General features: G+C 70.9%; 17 protein-coding genes. 10 read left to right on the forward strand and 7 right to left on the reverse strand.

Going from position 1 to position 21,731, the window contains the following annotated elements:
- Nucleotides 1-74 precede the first annotated feature (74 nt).
- Nucleotides 75-3,317 (forward strand): FtsK/SpoIIIE domain-containing protein, encoded by a 3,243-nt coding sequence (locus EY822_RS11970; protein ID WP_150308459.1) that lies wholly within the window; start codon nt 75-77, stop codon nt 3,315-3,317.
- 118 nt (nt 3,318-3,435) lie between these two features.
- On the opposite strand, the gene ald is transcribed toward EY822_RS11970, so the two are convergent.
- The 4 genes from ald to gabT form a co-directional block, all read right to left on the reverse strand.
- Nucleotides 3,436-4,554, reverse strand: a complete 1,119-nt coding sequence (gene ald / locus EY822_RS11975; protein WP_150308460.1) for an alanine dehydrogenase — start codon at nt 4,552-4,554, stop codon at nt 3,436-3,438.
- A complete protein-coding gene (locus tag EY822_RS11980; protein WP_150308461.1) occupies nt 4,551-4,919 on the reverse strand; it encodes a hypothetical protein in 369 nt (122 codons plus the stop codon). The genes ald and EY822_RS11980 overlap by 4 nt, the downstream gene beginning before the upstream one ends.
- Nucleotides 4,916-5,917, reverse strand: a complete 1,002-nt coding sequence (locus EY822_RS11985; protein ID WP_150308462.1) for an asparaginase — start codon at nt 5,915-5,917, stop codon at nt 4,916-4,918. Before EY822_RS11985 ends, EY822_RS11980 begins: the two co-directional genes overlap by 4 nt.
- A gap of 115 nt (nt 5,918-6,032) precedes the next feature.
- Nucleotides 6,033-7,400: a 4-aminobutyrate--2-oxoglutarate transaminase gene (gene gabT, locus EY822_RS11990; RefSeq protein WP_150308463.1), complete on the reverse strand. Its 1,368-nt coding sequence runs from the start codon at nt 7,398-7,400 to the stop codon at nt 6,033-6,035.
- 241 nt (nt 7,401-7,641) lie between these two features.
- Here gabT and EY822_RS11995 point away from each other — a divergent pair, with 241 nt between their 5' ends.
- From EY822_RS11995 to dxr, 4 genes are all read left to right on the forward strand, one after another.
- A complete protein-coding gene (locus EY822_RS11995) occupies nt 7,642-8,112 on the forward strand; it encodes an OsmC family protein (protein ID WP_150308464.1) in 471 nt (156 codons plus the stop codon).
- A 100-nt stretch (nt 8,113-8,212) separates the two neighbouring features.
- On the forward strand, nt 8,213-9,220 hold the full coding sequence (locus EY822_RS12000) for an FKBP-type peptidyl-prolyl cis-trans isomerase (protein WP_150308465.1): 1,008 nt from the start codon (nt 8,213-8,215) through the stop codon (nt 9,218-9,220).
- A gap of 22 nt (nt 9,221-9,242) precedes the next feature.
- Complete coding sequence (locus EY822_RS12005; RefSeq protein ID WP_150308466.1) at nt 9,243-9,857, forward strand: hypothetical protein; 615 nt, start codon at nt 9,243-9,245, stop codon at nt 9,855-9,857.
- A gap of 4 nt (nt 9,858-9,861) precedes the next feature.
- Nucleotides 9,862-10,950, forward strand: a complete 1,089-nt coding sequence (gene dxr / locus EY822_RS12010) for a 1-deoxy-D-xylulose-5-phosphate reductoisomerase (protein WP_150308467.1) — start codon at nt 9,862-9,864, stop codon at nt 10,948-10,950.
- 62 nt (nt 10,951-11,012) lie between these two features.
- Here the strand turns inward: dxr and EY822_RS12015 are convergent, their stop codons facing one another.
- Together EY822_RS12015 and EY822_RS12020 are read right to left on the reverse strand one after the other, a co-directional pair.
- Nucleotides 11,013-11,714, reverse strand: coding sequence for a hypothetical protein (locus tag EY822_RS12015; RefSeq protein ID WP_150308468.1), 702 nt, complete (start codon nt 11,712-11,714; stop codon nt 11,013-11,015).
- Nucleotides 11,711-13,147, reverse strand: coding sequence for a serine/threonine-protein kinase (locus EY822_RS12020; RefSeq protein ID WP_150308469.1), 1,437 nt, complete (start codon nt 13,145-13,147; stop codon nt 11,711-11,713). Before EY822_RS12020 ends, EY822_RS12015 begins: the two co-directional genes overlap by 4 nt.
- 191 nt (nt 13,148-13,338) lie before the next feature.
- Here EY822_RS12020 and EY822_RS12025 point away from each other — a divergent pair, with 191 nt between their 5' ends.
- Nucleotides 13,339-14,679 (forward strand): M50 family metallopeptidase, encoded by a 1,341-nt coding sequence (locus EY822_RS12025; RefSeq protein WP_150308470.1) that lies wholly within the window; start codon nt 13,339-13,341, stop codon nt 14,677-14,679.
- Between the two features lie 32 nt (nt 14,680-14,711).
- Here EY822_RS12025 and EY822_RS12030 read toward each other — a convergent pair whose 3' ends face one another.
- Nucleotides 14,712-15,500: a ZIP family metal transporter gene (locus EY822_RS12030; RefSeq protein ID WP_150308471.1), complete on the reverse strand. Its 789-nt coding sequence runs from the start codon at nt 15,498-15,500 to the stop codon at nt 14,712-14,714.
- A gap of 147 nt (nt 15,501-15,647) precedes the next feature.
- On the opposite strand from EY822_RS12030, the gene ispG reads away from it, so the two are divergent.
- From ispG to EY822_RS12050, 4 genes are all read left to right on the forward strand, one after another.
- The gene (ispG, locus tag EY822_RS12035; RefSeq protein ID WP_227497248.1) at nt 15,648-16,796 is read left to right on the forward strand and encodes a flavodoxin-dependent (E)-4-hydroxy-3-methylbut-2-enyl-diphosphate synthase; all 1,149 of its coding nucleotides are present in this window, start codon (nt 15,648-15,650) and stop codon (nt 16,794-16,796) included.
- 121 nt (nt 16,797-16,917) lie between these two features.
- Complete coding sequence (locus tag EY822_RS12040) at nt 16,918-17,946, forward strand: 3-oxoacyl-ACP synthase III (RefSeq protein WP_150308472.1); 1,029 nt, start codon at nt 16,918-16,920, stop codon at nt 17,944-17,946.
- A 4-nt stretch (nt 17,947-17,950) separates the two neighbouring features.
- Nucleotides 17,951-20,758, forward strand: a complete 2,808-nt coding sequence (locus EY822_RS12045; protein ID WP_227497249.1) for an alpha/beta fold hydrolase — start codon at nt 17,951-17,953, stop codon at nt 20,756-20,758.
- Nucleotides 20,755-21,723, forward strand: coding sequence for an NAD-dependent epimerase/dehydratase family protein (locus EY822_RS12050; protein ID WP_150308473.1), 969 nt, complete (start codon nt 20,755-20,757; stop codon nt 21,721-21,723). Before EY822_RS12045 ends, EY822_RS12050 begins: the two co-directional genes overlap by 4 nt.
- Nucleotides 21,724-21,731 lie beyond the last annotated feature (8 nt).

Genomic DNA, 21,731 nt, shown 5'->3' on the forward strand with positions numbered 1-21,731 from the left:
CCGTGCTTCCCCGTGTCCTCCACAGATCGCGACGCGCCCGGCCGCTGACCCGCAGGGACTGCTGACATGGCGGGATGAGACTGAGCCTGCCGCCGCCACCCGAGACGTCGCCGCCCGCGCCCTTTCCGGTACTCGGGGTGGTTGCGCCACTCATCGCCGCCGCCGTGCTGTTCGCCGTGACCCGTTCGCCCTACGCGTTGATCTTCGCGGCCCTCAGTCCGGTCATCCTCGTCGCCGGGATCCTCGACGCGCGGGTCTCGGCGCGACGGCGGAGGCGGCGTGCCCGGCGCATCGAGAAGGACGCGGTGGCACGCCTGCGCGACGAGGTGGCGGCCGTGCATGCCGTGGATCGGGCCAGTCGGCTCACGGCCACGCCGTCGACACGCGCGATCGTCTCCGGTGCGGCTCCCGACTCGCTGCTCTGGCGCGGATTCGGCACGCGCGAGCGACCGTTCGTGCTCGGGCTGGCCCCGGTTCCGAGCGGCGTGTCGATCGACGGCATCCCCGGCAGTGCCGACGCCCGGGCGCTCGTCGACGAGGCGGCGGTGCTCCGGCACGCCCCGGCGACCGTAGGGCGCATCCCCGATGTCGGCCTGTGCGGACCGCCGGTGCTGACGAGCTCGGTCGCCCGCGGACTGGTGCTGCAGATCGCGTTTCTCGTGCATCCGGCCGAGGCGAACTTCTGGCAGCGACCGTCGGGCGAGGACTGGAGGTGGGTGGAGCGACTCCCGCACTGGGGAGGGCGGGTACGGTCACTCGCGACGGATTCGGCGACAGGGTCCGATCCGCCGACGGGAACGGATTCACCGACGGAGTTCGATCCGCTGACCGGAACGGAGCCGCCGACGGGGTCCGATTCGCCGACGGGGACGCCGACCGCGCAGGTGCGCATCCGGGTGGGCGGGGAGGACATCGTGATCGCCATGGCCGAGTCGGCATCGGCTCTGCCTCGCGTCTGCGACACCGTGCTGCTGCTCGTCGGGGCGACGGAGGCGCGGCTCCTGTCCGGTAGTTGCACGGCCATCGCCGGATCTGTGATCCGACCCGACCTGGTGTCCCGTGCCACGGCCGAGGCGGTGGCCCGCCGGTTGGCCGATCGCGCCACGCGCATCGCGACGCGGAACGCGGAACTGCCCGACCGGGTGGAGCTGCAGGAACTCGTGTCGCTGGATGCGCTTCCTCCCGGTGCGGCCGCGTCCGGGTCGCTCGCGTCCGGCTCGCTCGCGTCCGGTGCAGCGAGGCGTCGCACCGCACACGGGCTGCTTCGGGCGGTGCTCGGTCGAACCTCCTCGGGGGTGTTCACCATCGATCTCGCGCGGGATGGTCCCCACGCGGTGATCGGCGGAACGACCGGAAGCGGAAAGAGCGAACTGCTGATCACCTGGGTGGTGAGTTCCGCCCGCACCACGACTCCCGCCTTCCTCACCTTCCTGCTCGTGGACTTCAAGGGCGGGGCGTCCTTCGACGCCCTCGCCCGACTGCCGCACTGCGTCGGGTTCCTCACCGACCTCGACTCGGGAGCGGTGCGGCGAGCCATCGAGAGCCTCCGGGCCGAGCTGCGGCACCGCGAGCGATGGCTGCGCGAGCGCGGCATCCGTTCCCTCTCCGACGCGGATGAGGAGGGGATTGGCGAGCCGCGAGTGAGCATCCTCGCCCGCCTCGTGATCGTGGTCGACGAGTTCGCCGCCATGCTCGCCGAGTTCCCGGAACTGCACGACGTCTTCGCCGACATCGCCTCCCGAGGGCGCTCGCTGGGCATCCACCTGATCCTCTGCACGCAACGGCCCGTCGGCGTCGTGCGCGATGCGGTGCTCGCCAACTGCGGACTCCGGCTCTCGTTGCGGGTGACCTCCCGGGCCGACAGCATGGCGGTGATCGGCAGCGACGCCGCGGCGTCCCTTCCGCAGAGCGCGCGGGGTCGCTGCCTGGTGAGCATCAGCGGAGCGGCGGTCGTCCCGGTCCAGATCGCCACCGTGGACGCGGAGCGGCTGGCGCGGTTCGTCGACTCGGTGCGGAAGAACGCGACGGGAGAACCGCCGCGGCGACCGTGGCTCGATCCGCTGCCCGCGGTGCTGGCGCTGTCCGACCTGGAGGACCCGACCGTGCACCGCGGCGACCTCACCGGGGCCATGGTCTTCGGACTCACCGACGAGCCGGCGGAGCAACGACGGAGCTACGCCGCATGGCATCCTGAGCGCGACGGCTCCCTGCTCGTGCTCGGCACGCACCGGTCGGGCAAGACCTGTGTTCTCGCCACGCTCGCCGCCGTGGGTACCGGGCCATCGCCGTCCGCCCCGCGGTTCGTGCGGGTGCCGTCGGATCCGGTCGACACCTGGGACGCCGTCTCGGCCGCGTTCGAGGACCTGCGGGCCGGTGTCCGCCGCGCGCGGATCCTGGCTCTCGACGACGTCGACGCCCTCCTGGCCCGGTACGACCCGGACTACGCGCAAGTGTTCCTCGACATGCTGTCCGCGTTGGCTCGGGAGGGCCCCGGTGCGGGCATCCGCCTGGTGCTCACCGCGCAGCGCTTGTCCGCCGGGCTGTCGGGTCTTGCTCCGCTGCTCGGTCGGACGTTGCTGCTCCGCATGCCGAACCGTCAGGAGCACGCGCTCGCGGGTGGTGACGTCTCGACCTTCGATTCCGACCTGGTCCCCGGTGGCGGGTGGTGGCGCGGCTTCCGGGTGCAGGTGGCGCTCTGCGGGGCGGCCCGCGCGACGCCTGCGACGTCCGGGCGGCACGCCGCCACGTCCGCACCTGTCGTCGCAGGTGACCGTGCCGTGCTGCGCTCCCGGGCCGCGACGGTCCGCGCTGACGAGGCGGGCCGCCTGACCGCGGACGACCGCGCCACCAGCACCGACCGGCGCCCGGATGATGCGTCCGAACCTTCGACCGATCCCGTCATGGTGTTCCGTGCGGGCGACTCCTACGCGATCGTCAGCACGCGGCCGGCCGCGGTGGTTCCGCTGCTGCGGGTCGCGGCGGCGAGCGCGACGTCGTCGGGTATCCGGCTCGACATCGCGTATCTGTCCGTCATCCCGCCCACCGGTGTGCTGGCGCGTGCCGCTTCGCCGACCGGCGGGGGGATCATCGACGTCATTCTCGGTGATCCCGACGAGTGGCAGGCCGCATGGGGTGCGCTCGCGGCGGCGTCGCGTGCGCGACACGTGGTGTTCGACGCCTGCTCGGCGCGGGACTACCGGACGCTCACCCGTTCACCGACGTTGCCCCCGCCGCTCCGCTCGCACGGACGATCCGTGTGGTACCTACCGCCCACCGATCGTCCTGCCCGACCGGAGCGACGGCAATGGCCCCCGTAATGGCTGCCCGGTGCGCACCCGCCCGGAGCACAGCCGCCCGGAACACAGCCGTAGGGGGGAGAGCCTGTGCAGCCGTCTGCGGAAGAGCCGTCGGTCGGAGAGCGTCAGGCGGAGTGCGTCAGGCGGAGAGTACGGATTCGAGCGGTCGGGCGGGACGTCCGTGGGCCGCGGCGACCGCATCGTTCACCACATCACCGGCGTAGGTGTTCAGTCCGAGCGCGAGCGCCGGGTCGGCCCGGAGCGCGTCGCGCCACCCCGAGCGGGCGAGGGCGCGCACGTAGGGAAGGGTGGCGTTGGTCAGGGCGTAGGTCGAGGTGTGCGGCACCGCGCCCGGCATGTTGGCCACGCAGTAGAACAGCGATCCGTGCACCGGGAAGGTGGGATCGGCGTGCGTGGTCGGGTGCGAGTCCTCGAAGCACCCGCCCTGGTCGACGGAGATGTCGACGAGCACGCTCCCCGGTCGCATCCGCGACACGAGATCGTTGCTCACGAGCGTCGGTGCCTTCGCGCCGGCCACCAGCACCGATCCGATCACCAGGTCGGCGGAGCGGAGCGAGTTCTCGATCTCGAAGCCGTTGGACGCGACGGTCGTGATCCGCCCGGAGTACAGGGCGTCGATCTCCCGCAGACGGGCGAGGTTGGTGTCGAGCACGGTCACGTGTGCGCCGAGGCCCATGGCGATGTACGCCGCGTTCGTGCCGGCGACGCCACCGCCCAGCACGGTGACCCGCCCCGGGTGGGTGCCGGGCACACCGGGCAGCAGCAGACCGGGTCCGCCGTGCGGTGTCATCATCGTGTTCGCTCCTACGATCGGGGCGAGGCGGCCCGCCACCTCGCTCATCGGTGCGAGGAGCGGGAGTGTGGAGTTCGGCAGTTGCACCGTCTCGTAGGCCACGGCGGTGACGCGGGAGGCCAGGAGGGCCTCCGTGAGGTCGCGCTCGGCGGCGAGGTGCAGGTAGGCGAAGACCGTGAGGTCCTCGCGGAAGTGCCGGTATTCGCTTTCGATCGGCTCCTTCACCTTCAGCACGAGTTCGGCGTCCGACCACACGGCATCCGCATCGTCGGCCAGCGTGGCCCCCGCAGACGCGAAGGCCTCGTCGGAAATCGCCGACCCCGTACCCGCACCGGCCTGCACCACGACGGAATGCCCGTGCGACACGAGGTCGTGCACCCCTGACGGCGTCACGGCCACGCGGTACTCGTTGTTCTTCCGCTCGGTGGGTACGCCGATCCTCACGTCGAGACCGCCGTGAGCGCGGCGCTGCCGGTCATGGCGAGAACGAGCACGCAGCCGAGGCCGACGATCGCGATCAGGATCATGAGAACGGCGAGCAGCCGAAGACGCTTCGGTCCCCGGGGTACGGCGAGTCGCGCCCCCACCATCCCGGCGTACAGCACGACCACCGTGGCGATGCCGTACAGGGCGAGTCCGGTCGGTTCGGCATCCACGAAGAACGCGAGCGTGCCCACGCTGACCGCGGCGAGGATGCCGCCGAGGATCAACCAGCTGCGACCGGAGGCCGTGGTGAGGGCGGCCTGGTTGCGCATGAGCGTGGGATCGGGGCGGTCGTCCGGGTCGTCCGGACCGAAGGAGGTCGTCATCCCGTCACCGCCGCGGATGCCCGAATCGCGCCGACCGGCACCCCTCCGCCCAGAACCGCGAGGTCCAGTGCGGGACGGATCCGCTCCACTTGCTCGGCGGGCACGGAGCCCACCGCCGCGAGCAACTCGAGCGCGACGATCGAGGCGGCGCGGAGGCTGCCGTCCAGCATCTTCAGCGCGACCGACGTTCCGTCCGGCTGCGCCATCACCATCACGCCCTCCGCACCTCCCTTGGCCAGCAGCCCCACCTGGTCGACGACCAGCGTGTTGGCGCGGCCGGGCCCGTCGATGGCCCAGCCGTTCGCGCGGATCGCCGCGGAGAGCGAGGCCGCACGGCGAAAGATGTCGAAGGACGAGTTGGCGGGGCTTGTGCTGATCTTCGCGATGCCGCGGGCGAGCGCGGTGAGGGAGATCGCGTGCACCGGTGCGCCGCATCCGTCGACACCGGATGCGGCGATTCGCTCTCCCGTGAAGCGTTGCAGGACGTCTCGGATGCGCTCCTGCAGAGGATGTTGCGGGTCGAGGTAACTGTCCGTGTCCCACCCGTTCTGCACGCAGGCCAGGAGCATGGCGGCGTGCTTGCCGGAGCAGTTCATGTAGACGGGGGAGGCGCGCCCGCCCGAGCGAACCAGCTCGTCCCGTGCGTTCCGGTCGAGCGGCCAGTCGGCCGGGCAGCCGAGCGCCTCGACCGGAAGCCCGGCACGAGCGAGCATGCCCCGCACGAGGGAGACGTGCGGTGCGGTGCCGCTGTGGCTACCGCTCGCGATCGTGATCTCCTCCGGGCTGAGGTCCACCCCGCTCGCCAGGATGGCGAGCGCCTGGAAGGGCTTCATGCACGACCGGGGAAAGACGGGCGCCGACACGTCTCCGAGTGCCCGCAGCACCGTGCCGTCGGGGGCGAGCACCACGGCGGCTCCGGCGTGCCGGGACTCGACGAATCCGCTCCGCTCCACGGTGGCGAGCTCCACCGCGTTCGTCAGGGTGATCGTGGCTGTCATCGTGTCTCCGTCGGAACGTCGTCGTGGTGGGGAGCCGTCGTGCGGCGAGGATCGGGCAACCGAGCCGTCCACCGGTCGACGACCCGTTCGCGAGCCGTGGCCCGCGGGTTCATTCTCAGAGCGCGGCGAAGCCTTCGGCGAGCACGTCGAGCGCGTCGTCGAGCAGTTCGTCGGAGGCGGAGAGGCTGGGCAGGAAGCGCAGCACATTCCCGTACGTTCCCGCGGTGAGGATGATCACGCCGTTGGCGGCGGCGTGCGCGGCCAGAGCGCTGACCGCCGCCGCGTTGGGCTCCTTCGTCGTGTCGGCCGTGCCCGGTGCCACCAGCTCGATGGCCACCATCGCGCCGATCCCACGCACCTCTCCGATGATGTCGTAGCGGTCCTGCAGCTCGGTCAGCCGCGTCTTCAGCTTCTTCTCGATCCGACGTCCTTCGGCGAGCAGATCGTGCTGCTCGATGGCCTCGAACACGGCGATAGCGGCTGCGGCGGCCACCGGGTTGCCCCCGAAAGTTCCGCCCAGTCCGCCGGGCAGTGCAGCATCCATGATCTCGGCACGGCCGGTGACGCCGGCCAACGGCAGTCCGCCCGCGATGCCCTTCGCCGACAGGAGCAGGTCGGGAACGAGGCCGAAGTGCTCACTCGCCCAGTAGGCGCCGGTGCGGGCCATGCCGCTCTGGATCTCGTCGGCGATGAATACCACGCCGTTGGCGGTGCACCAGTCCTGCAGTGCGTTCAGGTACCCGTCGGCCGGGACCATGAAGCCGCCCTCGCCCTGAATCGGCTCCACGACGAGGCAGGCGAGGTCGACCGCGCCGATGCGCTTCTCGAGATACGCGATCGTGCGGGCGGCGGCCTCCGCGCCGGTGAGACCGTCGTGGTACGGGTACGAGCTCGGGGCGTGGAAGACGTCCCCGGCGAAGGGGCCGAATCCGGTCGCGTAGGGGGCCGCCTTGTAGTTCATCGCCATGGTGAGGTTGGTGCGCCCGTGGTACGCGTGGTCGAGCACGGCGACGGCGCGGCGACCGGTGTACTTGCGAGCGATCTTCACGCCGTTCTCCACCGCCTCCGCACCGGAGTTCACCAGCACGGTTCGCTTGGCGTGGTCACCGGGAGTGTGCTCGGCGAGGAGTTCCGCAACGCGGACGTACTCCTCGTACGGGGTGATCGTGAACAGCGTGTGCAGGAAGTCGTCGAGCTGGCCGGCGGCGGCGGCGGTGACGCCCGCCTCGGTGTGTCCGACGGTGGTCACACCGATACCGGCTCCGAGGTCGATGAACTGGTTGCCGTCGACGTCGACGACGATGGCCCCGTGGGCGCGATCGATGTAGACGGGGAGTGCGGACGAGACTCCGGGCGGCACGACGGCCATGCGGCGTGCGTGGAGCTCCTGCGACTTCGGACCGGGGATCGAGGTGACGATCTTGCGCTCCTGCGTGACGGTGGCGCGGGGAGCGGAGGTAGCGGCGGCGAGGGTGTCTGTCATGGTGTTTCGAGCCTACCCCGGCGGTTCCGGGCCACGGCCGAAGGACCGCCGAGGTGACGGCCAAACACAGGCGCCTTTCCGCCAATGCCGTCCAGCGCCAATGGCGTCCAGCGCCGACGCCGTCCGTCGCCGACGCCGTCCGTCGCCGATGCCGTTCTACCCTGATGCCGTGCGTCGCCGATGCCGTCCGCCCACCACTGCCGTTCGTCCGGGGGAGCCGCGGTCCGGGTAGCGTGACGGCATGAATGTGGACCACTCCTACGCCGTCGCCCTCACCTGGACCGGCAACCGCGGCTCGGGCACGTCGGACTACCGCTCCTACGGGCGCGATCACGTGCTGACCGCCGAGGGCAAGCCCCGAATCTCCGGATCGTCCGACCCGGTGTTCCGCGGCGACCGGGATCGCTGGAATCCGGAGGAGCTGCTCCTGGCCGCACTCACCCAGTGCCACCTGCTCTCCTACCTGCACGTGGCGGCGTCGGCGGGCGTCGTCGTCGTGGACTACACCGACGACTCGAGCGGCACCATGACGCAGACCCGGGATGGCGGCGGACACTTCACCGGTGTCACGCTTCGCCCGACCGTCACCGTGGCGGATCCGTCGCAAATCGATCTCGCCCAGAGCCTGCACGCTCGTGCCGCCGAGCTGTGCTTCATCGCCGCCTCGGTGAACTTCCCCGTGGTGCACGAACCCCGCACTCGGGCGGTATGACCGAGCAGCACCGTTCCGGGGCGGCGAATATCGCCGTGCACAGCGGGTATTGCGGTTGCCTCAGGCACACTTGTCGAATACTCCCAACGAAAGCAGCTTTGTGAACCGACGCATTCCTCTCTTTTTCGCGACGATCTCGGTGCTCGCCCTGACGGCGTGCTCGAGTTCCCCGACGGACGAGCCGGAGGGCGCGAACGGGTCGACGCCGGCACCCGGTGCCACGGCCGCGGAATGCGCCGACACCCAGTCGGGTAGTGCATCCGAGGCGGTGACCGTGACGGGTGAGGTGGGCACCGCTCCCGAGGTCAGCATCGACGCGCCGGTCGAGGCGTCCACCACGGAGCGCACGATCGTGACCGAGGGCGACGGCGCGGAGATCGAGCCGGGCGACCAGGCCAAGATCGCCATCGCCGTGTACAACGGCACCACCGGAGAGGTCGTCGACGCCCTCCCGTACAGCGCCGAGCAGCCCGTGCCGTTCCCCGTCGACGACACCCTGTTCCTCCCCGGCATCGTGCGTGCGGTGGAGTGCACCACAGTGGGCTCCCGCATCGTGGCCGTCACGTCGCCGGAGGACTCCTTCGCCGCGGAGGCCCTCACCGAGCTCGGCCTGAGCGAGGGGGACAGCACCGTCTTCGTCATCGACGTGCTCGACAAGATGGCCGATCGCGCGACCGGCGTCGATCAGCCCGCTCAGGAGGGTCTGCCGACGGTGGAGCTGGCCGAGGACGGCCAGCCCACGGTGACGATCCCCGAGGGTGATGCACCGACCGAGCTGCAGATCGCCGTGCTCAAGGAGGGTGACGGAGCCGTCGTGCAGGAGGGCGACAGCGTGACCGTTCAGTACCAGGGCACGCTGTGGGCAACCGGTGAGGTGTTCGACGAGAGCTGGGGCAAGGCCCCGGCGACCTTCGTCACCAGCCAGGTCGTGCCCGGCTTCGGCAAGGCGCTGGTCGGCCAGAAGGTCGGATCGCAGGTCCTCGCCGTTCTGCCGCCCGCCGAGGGCTACGGCGAGGCGGGGCAGCCGGATGCCGGCATCAGCGGCACCGACACGCTCGTCTTCGTCGTCGACATCCTCGACACCACCGCTGCCGCCCCCCAGGGCTGACAGCACCGGGCAGGGCGCGACGATGGGGCCGCACCGAGCGACCGCCGTGGGCGTCCTGTCCCTGGTCGCGGCGGCCTCGCTCACGGGATGCTATTCCGCGAATGATTACCGCGGGCCGTTGCCCACGGCCACCAGTGCGTCCGGATCCTCGGTGGGCGATCCTCTGAGCGCCGAGGCTGCGGATCGTCTGCTCGCCGACGACTCCACGAACGACCGTGCGTACCTGATGCTCGATGGCAGCTACGTGCTCACCCGCCGCACCGCGCCCCTGCCCGACAACGTGCGCGAGGACATCATTACGCGGGTGCACGAACGATTCGCCGGTGTGCGTACGGCGCGGCAGTACTCCGAGGTCATCGACGCCGGATCGTTCATCGAGGCGGAGGCGAGCCGTTCCTCGGGTCGGCTCCTCCGGGTGATCGACCCGCTGTGCGTCCCGCCGAGCGGAGCCGGTGAGGACGATCTCTGCGAGTGGCTGGTGGGAACCCCCGCCGACCCCGACGCCGCCAACCCGACGGGCCTCGCCACGGGCACCGACCTGTGGATCGCCCAGCAGGAGAACTCGGGCACCTTCGAGACCCTCATCGTGCCGCCGCCGCCTCCGGCGCCTCCGCCCGGTTCACCAATGGGAGGATGACGGGATGCGCAGAGTGATCGTCCTCGGTTCCACCGGTTCCATCGGCGTACAGGCTTTGGAGGTGATCGCGGCCCATCCCGAGCTCTTCGAGGTGGTGGGCCTCGGTGCGGGCTCCAGGCGGGCGGAGGCGACGGCTCAGGCCGCCGCCCACGGGGTGGAGCACGTGGCGCTCGGCGCGGATGAGGCCGAGCAACTGGTGCGCACGGTCGACGCCGACGTGGTGCTGAACGGCATCACCGGATCGGTCGGCCTGGGGCCTACGCTCGCCGCACTGGAGAGCGGACGGATGCTCGCGCTCGCGAATAAGGAGTCGCTCATCGTGGGGGGCGAGCTGGTGAAGGGGATAGCCGCGCCCGGTCAACTGGTCCCGGTGGATTCGGAGCACTCGGCGCTGGCGCAGGCGCTCCGCTCCGGGACGGCGGACGAGGTCCGTCGCCTCGTCGTCACGGCATCCGGTGGACCGTTCCGGGGCAGCCGCCGGGAAGACCTGCACGACGTCACCCCCCGACAGGCGCTCGCGCACCCCACTTGGGACATGGGGCTTGTGATCACCACCAACTCCGCCACGCTGGTGAACAAGGGGCTCGAGGTCATCGAGGCGTCCCTGCTCTTCGACGTTCCGTACGACCGCATCGACGTGGTCGTGCACCCGCAGTCGATCGTGCACTCCATGGTGGAGTTCATCGACGGGTCGACGATCGCGCAGGCGTCGCTGCCCGACATGCGCCTGCCCATCGCCCTCGGGATGAACTGGCCCGATCGAGTGCCGGATGCGGGCCACCCGATCGACTGGACCACGGCATCCTCGTGGACGTTCGAGCCGCTGGACGAGACGGCCTTCCCCGCCGTTGCTGTGGCCAAGCAGGTGGGCCGAGCGGGCGGGATCTGGCCCGCGGTGTACAACGCCGCGAACGAGCAGGCCGTCGCGGCATTTCACGCCGGCCGGATCGGCTTCCTCGGCATCGTGGACACCATTCGGGCCGTTCTCGATACGACGTCCGCGGCGTCGGGTCCGCTGACCCGCGAGTCGCTCGCCGAAGCCGAGACCGCGGCGCGACGGGACGCGGACCGGCTGATCGCCGCGCAGCCTTAGCCCGCCGACGCCCGCGGGTATTCCTACCCGCGCAGCGTCGGCCGGCCGTCGACGCCGGAGCGTTATCCGTTTCCCCGGCCTCCGCCGTTCCCGTTCCCGTTGCCGCCGCCGTTGCCACCACCGGAATTGCCGTTGCCGTTGCCACCACCGGAATTGCCGTTGCCGTTCCCGCTGCCACCACCTTCTCCGCCGGTGTCGCCTCCACCGTCGCCCGGAGCCGGAGCGGGAGCCGGTGCGGGTGCAGGTGCGGGCGCCGGAGCGGGAGCCGGTACGGGTGCAGGTGCAGGTGCGGGCGCCGGAGCGGGCGCCGGTGCAGGTGCAGGTGCAGGTGCGGGCGCCGGCTTGGGGTTGCTCGCCGGGGGAGTCGCCGAATCCGGCTCCGGCGCGTCGTCGGAATCGGTCACCGTTTCCTCCGTCGACGTCGAGTCCGGGGACTCGGAGGGCAGGGGAGCGTCGGGGTTGTCCGCTGCGGCGATCAGCGCATCGAGCTGCGCCCGCACCGCGTCGATGGCCGCGATCACCTCGTCCCGCGTGGCCTCGGAGATATCCCCTCGGGTGAGGGCGTAGTTCACTTCGGTGATCAGGGTGTCGAGCCCCGCACGGGCATCGGCGTACGCCTCATTCTGAGCCTCCTCGCTCACCGCGAGGACGCGGGCTTGGAAGCTCTGCAGAGCGGCCTCCTGCGGCGTCAGCTGGGGTGAGCAGCCCGCGAGCACCAGCACCGCCGCAAGTGCGATCCCCATCGTCGTCGGTCGACGCATCATTCCGGTTCCTCCACGCTTCGTTGCAACTCTTCGAGCGACGTGCCCAAGTCACCGGGCACGCTCGGGTACTCCACCGTGTCCGTACCCGATCCGGTGGTCATGTTCTGGATCACGGTCCAGCCGATGACCGATGCGATCACGAGCAGGATGGCGGCGACGATCACAGCCCACGGTCGGCGCTGGCGCGAACGCTCATGGGCGCGCAGCGTCCGTCGCGGTACGGGGTTTGGGGCGGCGGTCGACTCGGCCAGCACGGGTACGACGGCCTCGGTCGGCGTCGCCTCCAGCGGCAGGGCGGGTGGCGGGGTCGCGGGACGTTCGCGTGCGGGGGAGGCAGCGCCCGGAGCCGGGAACCGGTCGGTCACCGCGGCGGTGGGCAGGGGACGGGTCGCTCGCCCCTCCGACTGTTCGGTCAGGTCGGACGCCTGGGCCGATCCGCCGAGGGTGGTCGGTCCGCCGGCGGAGGCCGACCCGCCGATGGTGGCCAACCCGCCGATGGTGGCCAACCCACTGATGGTGGTGAGGGCTTCCGTGTCCGTGTACTCCCCGACGGGGTAGGCGTCGGTCGGCGCGGGCCCTCCCTTGCCTCCCACTCGCATCGCCCGGAGCGCTTCCGACACGCGGCGGGCGCTCGGACGCTCGGTCGGCACGCGCGACGTCATCGCGCGGATCAATCGGCGCAAGGGCTCGGGCACCGCGTCCGGCACGTCCGGGTCCCTCAGCACCCGGGCGCTCGCCGACTCGGCGGCGGACCCGGGGAACGCCTTCGCCCCGGTCAGGCATTCCAGCAGCACGAGACCGAGCGCATAGATGTCCGCCGACGAGTCCACCGTCGATCCCATCGCCTGCTCCGGACTGAGATAGCTGACCGTACCGATGATGGACCCGGAGGCGGTCAGGTGCGTTCCGTCGATGATGCGCGCGATGCCGAAGTCCGCGAGCTTCGTGGCCGCCGTCGTGTCCTCCGCGGAGTTCGACGGCAGCAGCACGTTCGCCGGCTTGATGTCGCGGTGAACCACGCCGCGCCGGTGGATGTAGTGCAGTGCGTCGGCGAGATCGGCGCCGATCGCGGCGACCTCGAGCGGTGGCATCGGTCCCGACGCGATACGACCCTGGAGGGTGTCGCCCGACACCAGTTCCATGACGATGTAGGCGATCGAGCCCCGCACCGACTCGTCGGCACCCGCGTCGAACAGGGTGACGAGGCCGGGATGGCTGAGGCTCGCGAGCATGCGTACCTCGCTGTCCTGACGGCGGAGTTCCGCCGCATCGGCCGTGCTGGCGGCGAAGACCTTGACCGCCACCTGCCGGCCCAGCGCCTCGTCCTTCGCCCGGTAGACGACCGACATGCCGCCGTGCCCGAGCACGGCCTCGAGGCGGTAGCGCTCGCCGAGTCGCGAGCCGACGAGCTCGGCGACCTGGCTTCCCGACATGCGCTCACCCTCCGATCCGTGTACACCGATGCTACGCACTGCGCGATTTCCGCGATGCCGGTTGACGGCGCCCGGGCACCGGTGCCCTGCGTCCGGTGCGCGAGCCCCGTCACCCGCGAGCGCCGTCACCCGCGAGCGCAACCGGTGGTCCGGGCACTCGGCACTGTGCTGGCTCGGAGCATTGCGCGGATATGGTTTCGGGTGTGGACGTTGTGCTCTATCTGCTCGGTATCGTCGCGGTCCTGATCGGGCTCGCGCTGAGCATCGGCTTGCACGAGATCGGGCACCTGGTGCCGGCGAAGCTGTTCGGGGTGAAGGTGACCCAGTACATGATCGGCTTCGGTCCGACGTTGTGGTCGCGGCGGCGCGGTGAGACCGAATACGGCGTCAAGGCCATCCCGCTGGGTGGCTACATCTCGATGATCGGAATGTTCCCGCCGGCCCGAGCCGGCGGTGCGATGCGCGAGGCCAGCACAGGGTTCTTCTCCTCACTCGCGCAGGATGCCCGGGTGGCGAGCGCCGACAGCATCGGCTCCGGGGAACGCGACCGCGCGTTCTACCGTCTGCCCGTCTACAAACGCATCATCATCATGCTCGGCGGGCCGTTCATGAACCTGCTGATCGCCATCGTGTTGTTCGCCATCCTGCTCATGGGATTCGGCGCCGCCCAGTTCACCACCACGCTCGCGAGCGTCAGCCAGTGCGTTCTCCCGGCCACGAGCGATCGTCAGGTCTGCGAACCCGGTGACCCTCAGTCGCCGGGGGCCGCGGCGGGCCTCCTCCCCGGGGACCGGATCGTCGCCATCGACGGCGAGCCCATCACCGAGTGGGACGAGATCGCGGGCGTCATCCGGGACGCGCCCGACGACGTCCTCGTCTTCGAGGTGGAACGCGACGGCGTCACCCAGTCCCTGCCGGTCACGCCGCTGCTCTCCGAGCGCTACGTGATCGACGACGTCGGGCAGATCGTCGAGGATGCGTCGGGGGAGCCGGTGACCCGGAACGTGGGCTTCATCGGCATCGGTCCCACCCAGACCGTGGTGCAGCAGCCCGCGTCGGCCGTGCTTCCGCACATCTGGGAGAACATCACCCGGGTGGGCGGCATCATCCTCACCCTTCCGCAGCAGTTGTTCGCGGTGGCGCAGTCGACGTTCGGCGGCGAGGAGCGCGACCCGAACGGGCTCATCAGCGTGGTGGGTGTGGGCCGGGTCGCCGGGGAGATCGCGAGCCTCGATCAGGTGCCGCTCGACGCCAAGGTGTCCGGCCTGATCGGTGTCCTCGGCTCGCTCAACGTGGCGCTGTTCGTCTTCAACCTGATCCCGCTCATGCCGCTCGACGGCGGTCACGTCGCCGGTGCCCTGTGGGAGGGCCTCAAGCGCACCGTCGCCCGTCTCTTCGGCCGCCGGGACCCGGGACCGGTGGACACCGCGAAGCTCATGCCGGTCACGTTCGCCGTGGTGATCCTGCTGGGCGGCATGAGCGCCCTGCTCATCTACTCGGACCTGGTGAATCCGATCCGCTTCTTCGGCTGACGCCTGCTCAGCGGAAGGAACAGCGCGAAGGGTCAGACGAGGGACAGCACGAAGGAGAGGACGAAGCCGGCGGCGGTGCTGAGCGCGACCGCGGGCCCGCCGTGTTCGTACGCCTCCGGCATCAACGTGTCCGCAAGCGAAGCGATTACGGCGCCCGCCGCGAAGGCCAGCGGAAGAGAGATCATCTCGGGGTCGCTGCCAGCGAGGGGCCCGGCGCCGAGGAACACGGCCGCGACGAGGAGCACACCGCAGGCGGTCCACAGCCCGAGCACCGATGCCGTGGAGCGACCCTGGCTGCGCATCGACGCGGCGCCCACCAACGACTCGGGCAGGTTCGAGACGAAGATCGCCGCGAGGAGGGCGATACCGCCCGAGCCCTCCTGCAGGGAGATGCCGAGGGCCAGGTTCTCCGGAACGCCGTCGAGGGTGACTGCGGCGAGAAGCGCCATCCCCGCCGCACCGCGCATGGAGGCGGAAGTGGGCGCCTTCTCCTCGGCGGCGGCATCCGTGTCGAGCTTCGCGCTGCCCTCCACGCGGTCTGCGGGTTTCCCGCTCCCCGGTTGTGCGTAGCGGTCGAGAAGCGCGCTCAACACGGTGAAGACCACCGCGCCCGCCATCAGCCCGAGTGCCGCGCGCACCATGCCGCCCTGCTCGTACGCATCCTCGAACAGCTCGAACGTGAGCGCGGTGATCAGCGAGCCCGCCGCGAATGACAGCAGAATCGCGAGAACGCGCTTCGGCAGCTGGAATCGCACGCCGATGCCGGCGCCGATGATCAGGGCACTCGACGCCAGCACGCCGAAGAGGAGGGTTGTCGTCACGCGACAAGTATGGGATCACGCAGCCTCCCGCAACAGGGGTCGGCGCGGGCCTGTTCCAGTTGCTCCCTCCCCGAGCGGAACTCCATCCTCGAAAGGATCTCTTTCGTCGAGAGGAGAGCGTGCAGATTCGACACGTAAGCTGTTCGGGTGCCAGCAGTGAATATTGGAATGCCCAAGGTGCCCGAGGTCTTGGCCCCGCGGCGGAAGACCCGACAGATCAACGTGGGCAAGGTCAAGGTGGGCGGCAACGCCCAGGTGAGCGTGCAGTCGATGACGACCACGCAGACCACCAACATCAACGCGACGCTGCAGCAGATCGCCGAGCTCACCGCCACCGGATGCGACATCGTACGCGTCGCGGTGCCGCACCAGGACGACGCCGATGTGCTCAAGATCATCGCGGCGAAGAGCCAGATCCCGGTGATCGCCGACATCCACTTCCAGCCTCGCTACGTGTTCACCGCCATCGACGCCGGTGTCGGTGCCGTGCGCGTGAACCCGGGCAACATCCGCAAGTTCGACGACCGCGTCGGAGAGATCGCGGCCGCCGCGAAGGCCGCGAACGTGAGCATCCGGATCGGGGTGAACGCCGGATCGCTCGACCCCCGCCTGCTCGAGAAGTACGGCAAGGCGACGCCCGAGGCGCTCGTCGAGTCGGCCGTCTGGGAGGCCAGCCTCTTCGAGGAGCACGACTTCCACGACTTCAAGATCTCCGTCAAGCACAACGACCCCATCGTGATGGTCAAGGCCTACCGGCTCCTCTCGGAGCGGGGCGACTGGCCGCTGCACCTCGGCGTGACCGAGGCCGGCCCCGCGTTCCAGGGCACCATCAAGTCGGCCACCGCCTTCGGCATCCTGCTCTCCGAGGGCATCGGCGACACCATCCGCGTCTCGCTTTCCGCACCACCGGCGGAGGAGGTGAAGGTGGGACTCCAGATCCTGCAGTCCCTCAACCTCCGTGAACGCAAGCTCGAGATCGTGTCTTGCCCGAGTTGCGGACGCGCGCAGGTGGACGTGTACACGCTCGCCAACGAGGTCACCGAGGGACTCAAGCACGTGACCGTTCCGCTGCGCGTCGCCGTGATGGGCTGCGTGGTCAACGGTCCGGGTGAGGCGCGCGAGGCGGAACTGGGTGTCGCGTCCGGGAATGGCCGTGGTCAGATCTTCGTTAAGGGAGAGGTCATCAAGACGGTGCCCGAGGCGGACATCGTTGCGACCCTCATCGAGGAAGCCAACCGTCTCGCGGCCGAGATGCCGTCGAGTGCGGTGGGCACACCAGAGGTCGTGACGGCGTAACCTGTCCCACGGCGGTCGTTCGTCCCGATTTCGACCCCGTTCTCGCCGGACTGGATGGCACACCACCCACCACGGCCGCCTGCTCGGGCGGCACGCGCGCGAGCGCACCACCAAACGAAGGATGCTTGTGAACGGTAATGCCAGTTTCCGGCATCGGAACGTGTCGCTGTTGTCGGTTTCGGCAGTGCTCGCCCCCGAGGTCGTCTCTTCCATCCACATCGACGAGCTACTGGCGCCGACACTCACGAAGCTCCGCCTCCCCATGGGACTGCTGCAGCGGGTCGCCGGCGTGCACGAGCGACGCAACTGGAACGACGAGCTGACGTTCGACGACGCGGCCACCCAGGCCGGGCGCGACGCCCTCGCGGTGTCGGGAGTCGACCCGGCGGAGGTCGGACTTCTCATCAACACGTCGGTCACCCGCACGCACCTCGAGCCCTCGGTCGCCGTGCGCATCCACCACGGACTGGGCCTGCCGTCGTCCGCCCTCAACTTCGACATCGCGAACGCCTGCCTCGGCTTCGTCAACGGCATGACGCTCGCCGCGCAGCTGATCGACTCCGGACAGATCAAGTACGCCGTCATCGTCGACGGTGAGGACGCCGGTGACGTGCGGCACAACACCGTGCAGCGCCTGCTCCGTTCGGGCGTCACGCGCAAGGACTTCATGAGCGAGTTCCCGAGCCTCACCCTCGGCGCGGGTGCCGCGGCGGCCGTTCTCGGCCCGGCCGACGCCCATCCCGAGGGTCATCAGATTCTCGGCGGCATCACCCGCGCCGCCACCCAGCACAACCGGCTCTGCTTCGGTGACGCCGACGGGATGTTCACCGACACGAAGGCGCTGCTCCGCGGCGGCATGGAACTGGTGGTCGAGGCCTGGAACGAGGCGAAGGACTCCTGGGACTGGGCGACCATGGACCGCTACATCCTGCACCAGGTGTCGGATGTGCACACGAACGCCATCGTGAAGGCGGCCAAGCTCGACAAGGACCGCGTTCCGCGCACGTATCCGATGCTCGGCAACGTGGGCCCCGCCTCCATCCCCATCACCCTCGCCGGTGAGGCCGGATCGCTGGACAAGGGCCAGCGCGTGCTCTGCATGGGCGTCGGATCGGGCCTCAACACGGCCATGACCGAGATCGTCTGGTAGCTCGGTGAGTTCCGACGGCGTCGCCGCCCGCGCGGAGGCGAGCCTGCCGCCGCATCCGCTGCCCGGCCTCGACCCGGCCTTCTCCCGTGTTGTGCACGTGCCCGTGGGCACCGGCACCGAGGGGGACGGCATCGGCGTCGGTGCTGGTGCCGGTGCCCGGAACGGTGCTTCCGGCGCAGGTGGCGCTGCGAGCGCCTCCGGTGTGTCGCACGGCTGGCACGTCCTCGACAACGGTGCGGCACTCGCGGCACGGGGGATCCAGCCCCGCGGCACCATCCTGTGCGTGCACGGCAATCCCACCTGGTCGTACCTCTGGCGGGAGCTCGTCAGCGCCGCTGCCGAGCGCGCCGAGCGAGATCCGGCGAACGCGTGGCGCGTGGTCGCCGTCGACCAGCTCGACATGGGCTTCTCCGAACGCACCGGAACCGTACGGCCGCTCGCGACCCGCATCGCCGACCTCTCCGCCCTCACCCGCGAGTTGGGGATCGAGGATGGACCCGTCGTCACGCTCGGCCACGACTGGGGCGGCGTCGTGTCCCTCGGCTGGGCGGTGCAGCACCGTGAGTCGCTCGCCGCGGTGATGCTGCTCAACACCGCGGTGCACCAGCCGGAACACCTGGCCATTCCCGCCCCGCTGCGTCTCGCCCTCCGCCGCTCCCTGCTCGAACGCAGCACCGTGGCGACCCCGGCATTCCTCGAGACGACCCTCGCCCTCGCGCATCCGCGGCTCGACCCCGCGGTACGGGACGCGTTCCGCGCACCGTATCGGGGCGCCGCCCGCCGCGCGGGGATCGGCGGGTTCGTCGCCGACATCCCCGTCTCACCCGAGCACCGCAGCTTCGCCGCGCTCGACGCGGTGGCGGAGGGCATCCGCTCGTTGCACGTGCCCGCCGTTATGCTCTGGGGTCCGCGCGACCCCGTGTTCGGCGACCAGTACCTCGCCGACCTGATCACGCGCCTGCCGCAGGCCGACGTGCACCGCTTCGAGGGCACCGGGCACCTCATCGCCGAGGACGTGAATTACGCGCCGGTGCTGCTCGACTGGCTCGCCTCGAAGGTGCCAGCCGGAGCGGGTGACCCGGATGCGTCGGTCGGCCCGGCGGCTTCGCCCGACCGAGACGCCGCCGACGCGGGATCGCGTTCCGGAGAGGTCACCGCCCCGTTCCGCCCGATGGGCGCAGTGCTCGACGAGTTGCGCGCCAGCGATCGCACGGCTCTCGTGGAGATGGCGCCACGAGGCGCCTCGTCCGCGCCCCGCTCCGTGAGCTGGCGGCTGCTGTCGCGCCGGGTCACCGAGCTGGCGGCCGGTCTGTCCGCGAGCGGGGTGCGCCCGGGGGACCGGGTGTCGCTGCTCGTGCCGCCCGGTGCAGATCTCACGGCGGTGCTCTACGCCTGCCTGCGGATCGGCGCGGTGGTGGTCGTGGCCGACGCCGGCCTCGGTCTCGCCGGCCTCGGTCGGGCCGTGCGCGGCGCGCGCCCCGACCACCTGATCGGCATCGAGACCGCCCTGGCCGCGGCTCGCTTGCTGGGGTGGCCCGGGCAGCGATTCTCCGCCACCACACTCGCCCCGCCTGTCGCCGCGGCGCTCGGCGTGCGCGCGAGCCTGCCGCAGCTTGCGGCGCTCGGCGCGGAGTCGAGCACGCCCCTGCCCGAGGCGCCCGGCGCCGACGACACCGCCGCCATCCTCTTCACGTCGGGCTCCACGGGACCCGCGAAGGGCGTGGTCTACACCCACCGCCAGCTCGCGGCCATGCGCGATGCGCTCGCTGCGCAGTACGGCATCGGTGCAGGCACCGGACTGGTGGCCGGCTTCGCACCGTTCGCGCTCCTCGGTCCGGCGCTCGGGGCGACCAGTGTGACCCCCGACATGACCGTGACCCGACCGGGAACGCTCACCGCAACGGCCGTGGCCGCGGCCGCCGCAGCCGCGAACGCCACCGTGCTGTTCGCCTCGCCCGCCGCCCTCACCAACGTGGTCGCCACAGCCGCGTCGCTGGATGCGGCCGAACGGGGAGTGCTCGCGTCGGTGCGCACCCTGCTCTCGGCCGGTGCTCCGCTCGGCATCCCCTTGCTCGAACGGGTGGCCGAGCTGCTGCCGAACGCCACCGTGTCCACTCCGTACGGCATGACCGAGGGCCTGCTGCTCACCGACATCTCGCTCGACGAGATCCGCTCGGCGGCCCGGCAGCCGGACGAGGGCGTCTGCGTCGGCGCGCCGGCCGCATCCGTGCGCCTGCGGGTCAGCCCCCTCGATGAGCTCGGCGAGGCAGTGGGGAGCCTGACGGACGAGCCCGGTGTGACCGGGGAGATCGTGGCATCCGCCCCGCACATCAAGGAACGCTACGACCGGCTGTGGATCACCGACACGGCGAGCAAGCGCGACAGTGCGCCGGAGCGGCGCTGGCATCGCACCGGGGATGTCGGCCACTTCGATGCGGCCGGTCGACTGTGGGTCGAGGGCAGGTTGCCGCATGTGCTCGTCACCGCCGACGGCCCTCTCACTCCCGTCGGGCCGGAGCAGCGCATCGAGACCCTCCCGGCCGTGGCCCGTGCCGCCCTGGTCGGTGTGGGTCCTCGGGGCACGCAGCAGGCTGTTGCCGTGATCGAGACGCGGGATGCCGCGCGTCGGGTCGTTCTTGCGCCGGCGGAGCTGACTGCGGAGATCCGGCACGTGACCGGCATCGACGTGGCCGCGGCGCTCGTCGTACGCGTGCTGCCCACCGACATCCGGCACAACTCGAAAATCGACCGCGCCGCACTCTCGCGGTGGGCAGCGGGCATCCTCGCGGGCGGGCCGGTGCGCGAACCGTGAGGGTGCTCGTCACCGGCGCGAGCGGCATGCTCGGGGCGGGCGTTGCCGTCGCACTCGCCGCGCGCGGCGACGACGTGCGCACCTTCCAGCGTGGTGCACCGTCGGTTTCGGGTGTCGACGACATGCGCGGCAGCCTCACCGACGCCGCGGCCGTCGCACGCGCCGTCGCCGGTGCGGATGCGGTGGTGCACCTCGCGGCGAAGGTGTCGCTCGCGGGGGACCGGGCCGACTTCGAGGCGGTGAACGTGGACGGCACCCGCACCCTGCTCGACGCCGCCCGGGCCGCCGGTGCCCGCCGCTTCGTGTACACGTCGTCGCCGTCGGTGGCTCACGCCGGTGTGTCCATCGTGGGGGACGACGCCCTTCCCGCCGACCCGGACCGTGCCCGCGGCGACTATGCGCGCACCAAGGCGCGCGCGGAGCTCGCCGCGCTCGAGGCCGACGCGCCGGGTTTCGCGACGGTGGCGGTACGTCCGCACCTGGTGTGGGGACCGGGCGACACCCAGCTCATCGGGCGCATCGTCGAGCGGGCTCGGGCCGGACGGCTGCCGCTCCTCGGACGCGGCGCCGCTCTGCTCGACACCACATACATCGACAACGCTGTGGATGCTCACGTCGCCGCGCTCGATCGTGCCGATGATGTGCACGGCCGGTCGTACGTGGTGACCAACGGGCAGCCGCGCACCGTGGCCGAGTTGATGGCCGCCATCTGCGGAGCCGCCGGGGTGGCCGCGCCGCGCTGGCGGGTACCCGCATCGGTCGCTCGCGCCGCCGGCGGGGTCGTCGAAGCGGTCTGGGCCGTCGCGCCCGGGGAGGACGAGCCGCCGATGACCCGGTTCCTCGCGGAGCAGCTCTCCACCTCGCACTGGTACGACCAGCGCCGAACCCGTGCGGAACTGCACTGGACGCCCGCGGTGGGCCTCGACGAGGGCTTCGAGCGCCTCGCCGCCTCCTACCGCGCCTGATCCGGAGG

It is taken from the genome of Planctomonas psychrotolerans, from assembly GCF_008642235.1.
Taxonomy (GTDB): Bacteria; Actinomycetota; Actinomycetes; order Actinomycetales; family Microbacteriaceae; genus Planctomonas; species Planctomonas psychrotolerans.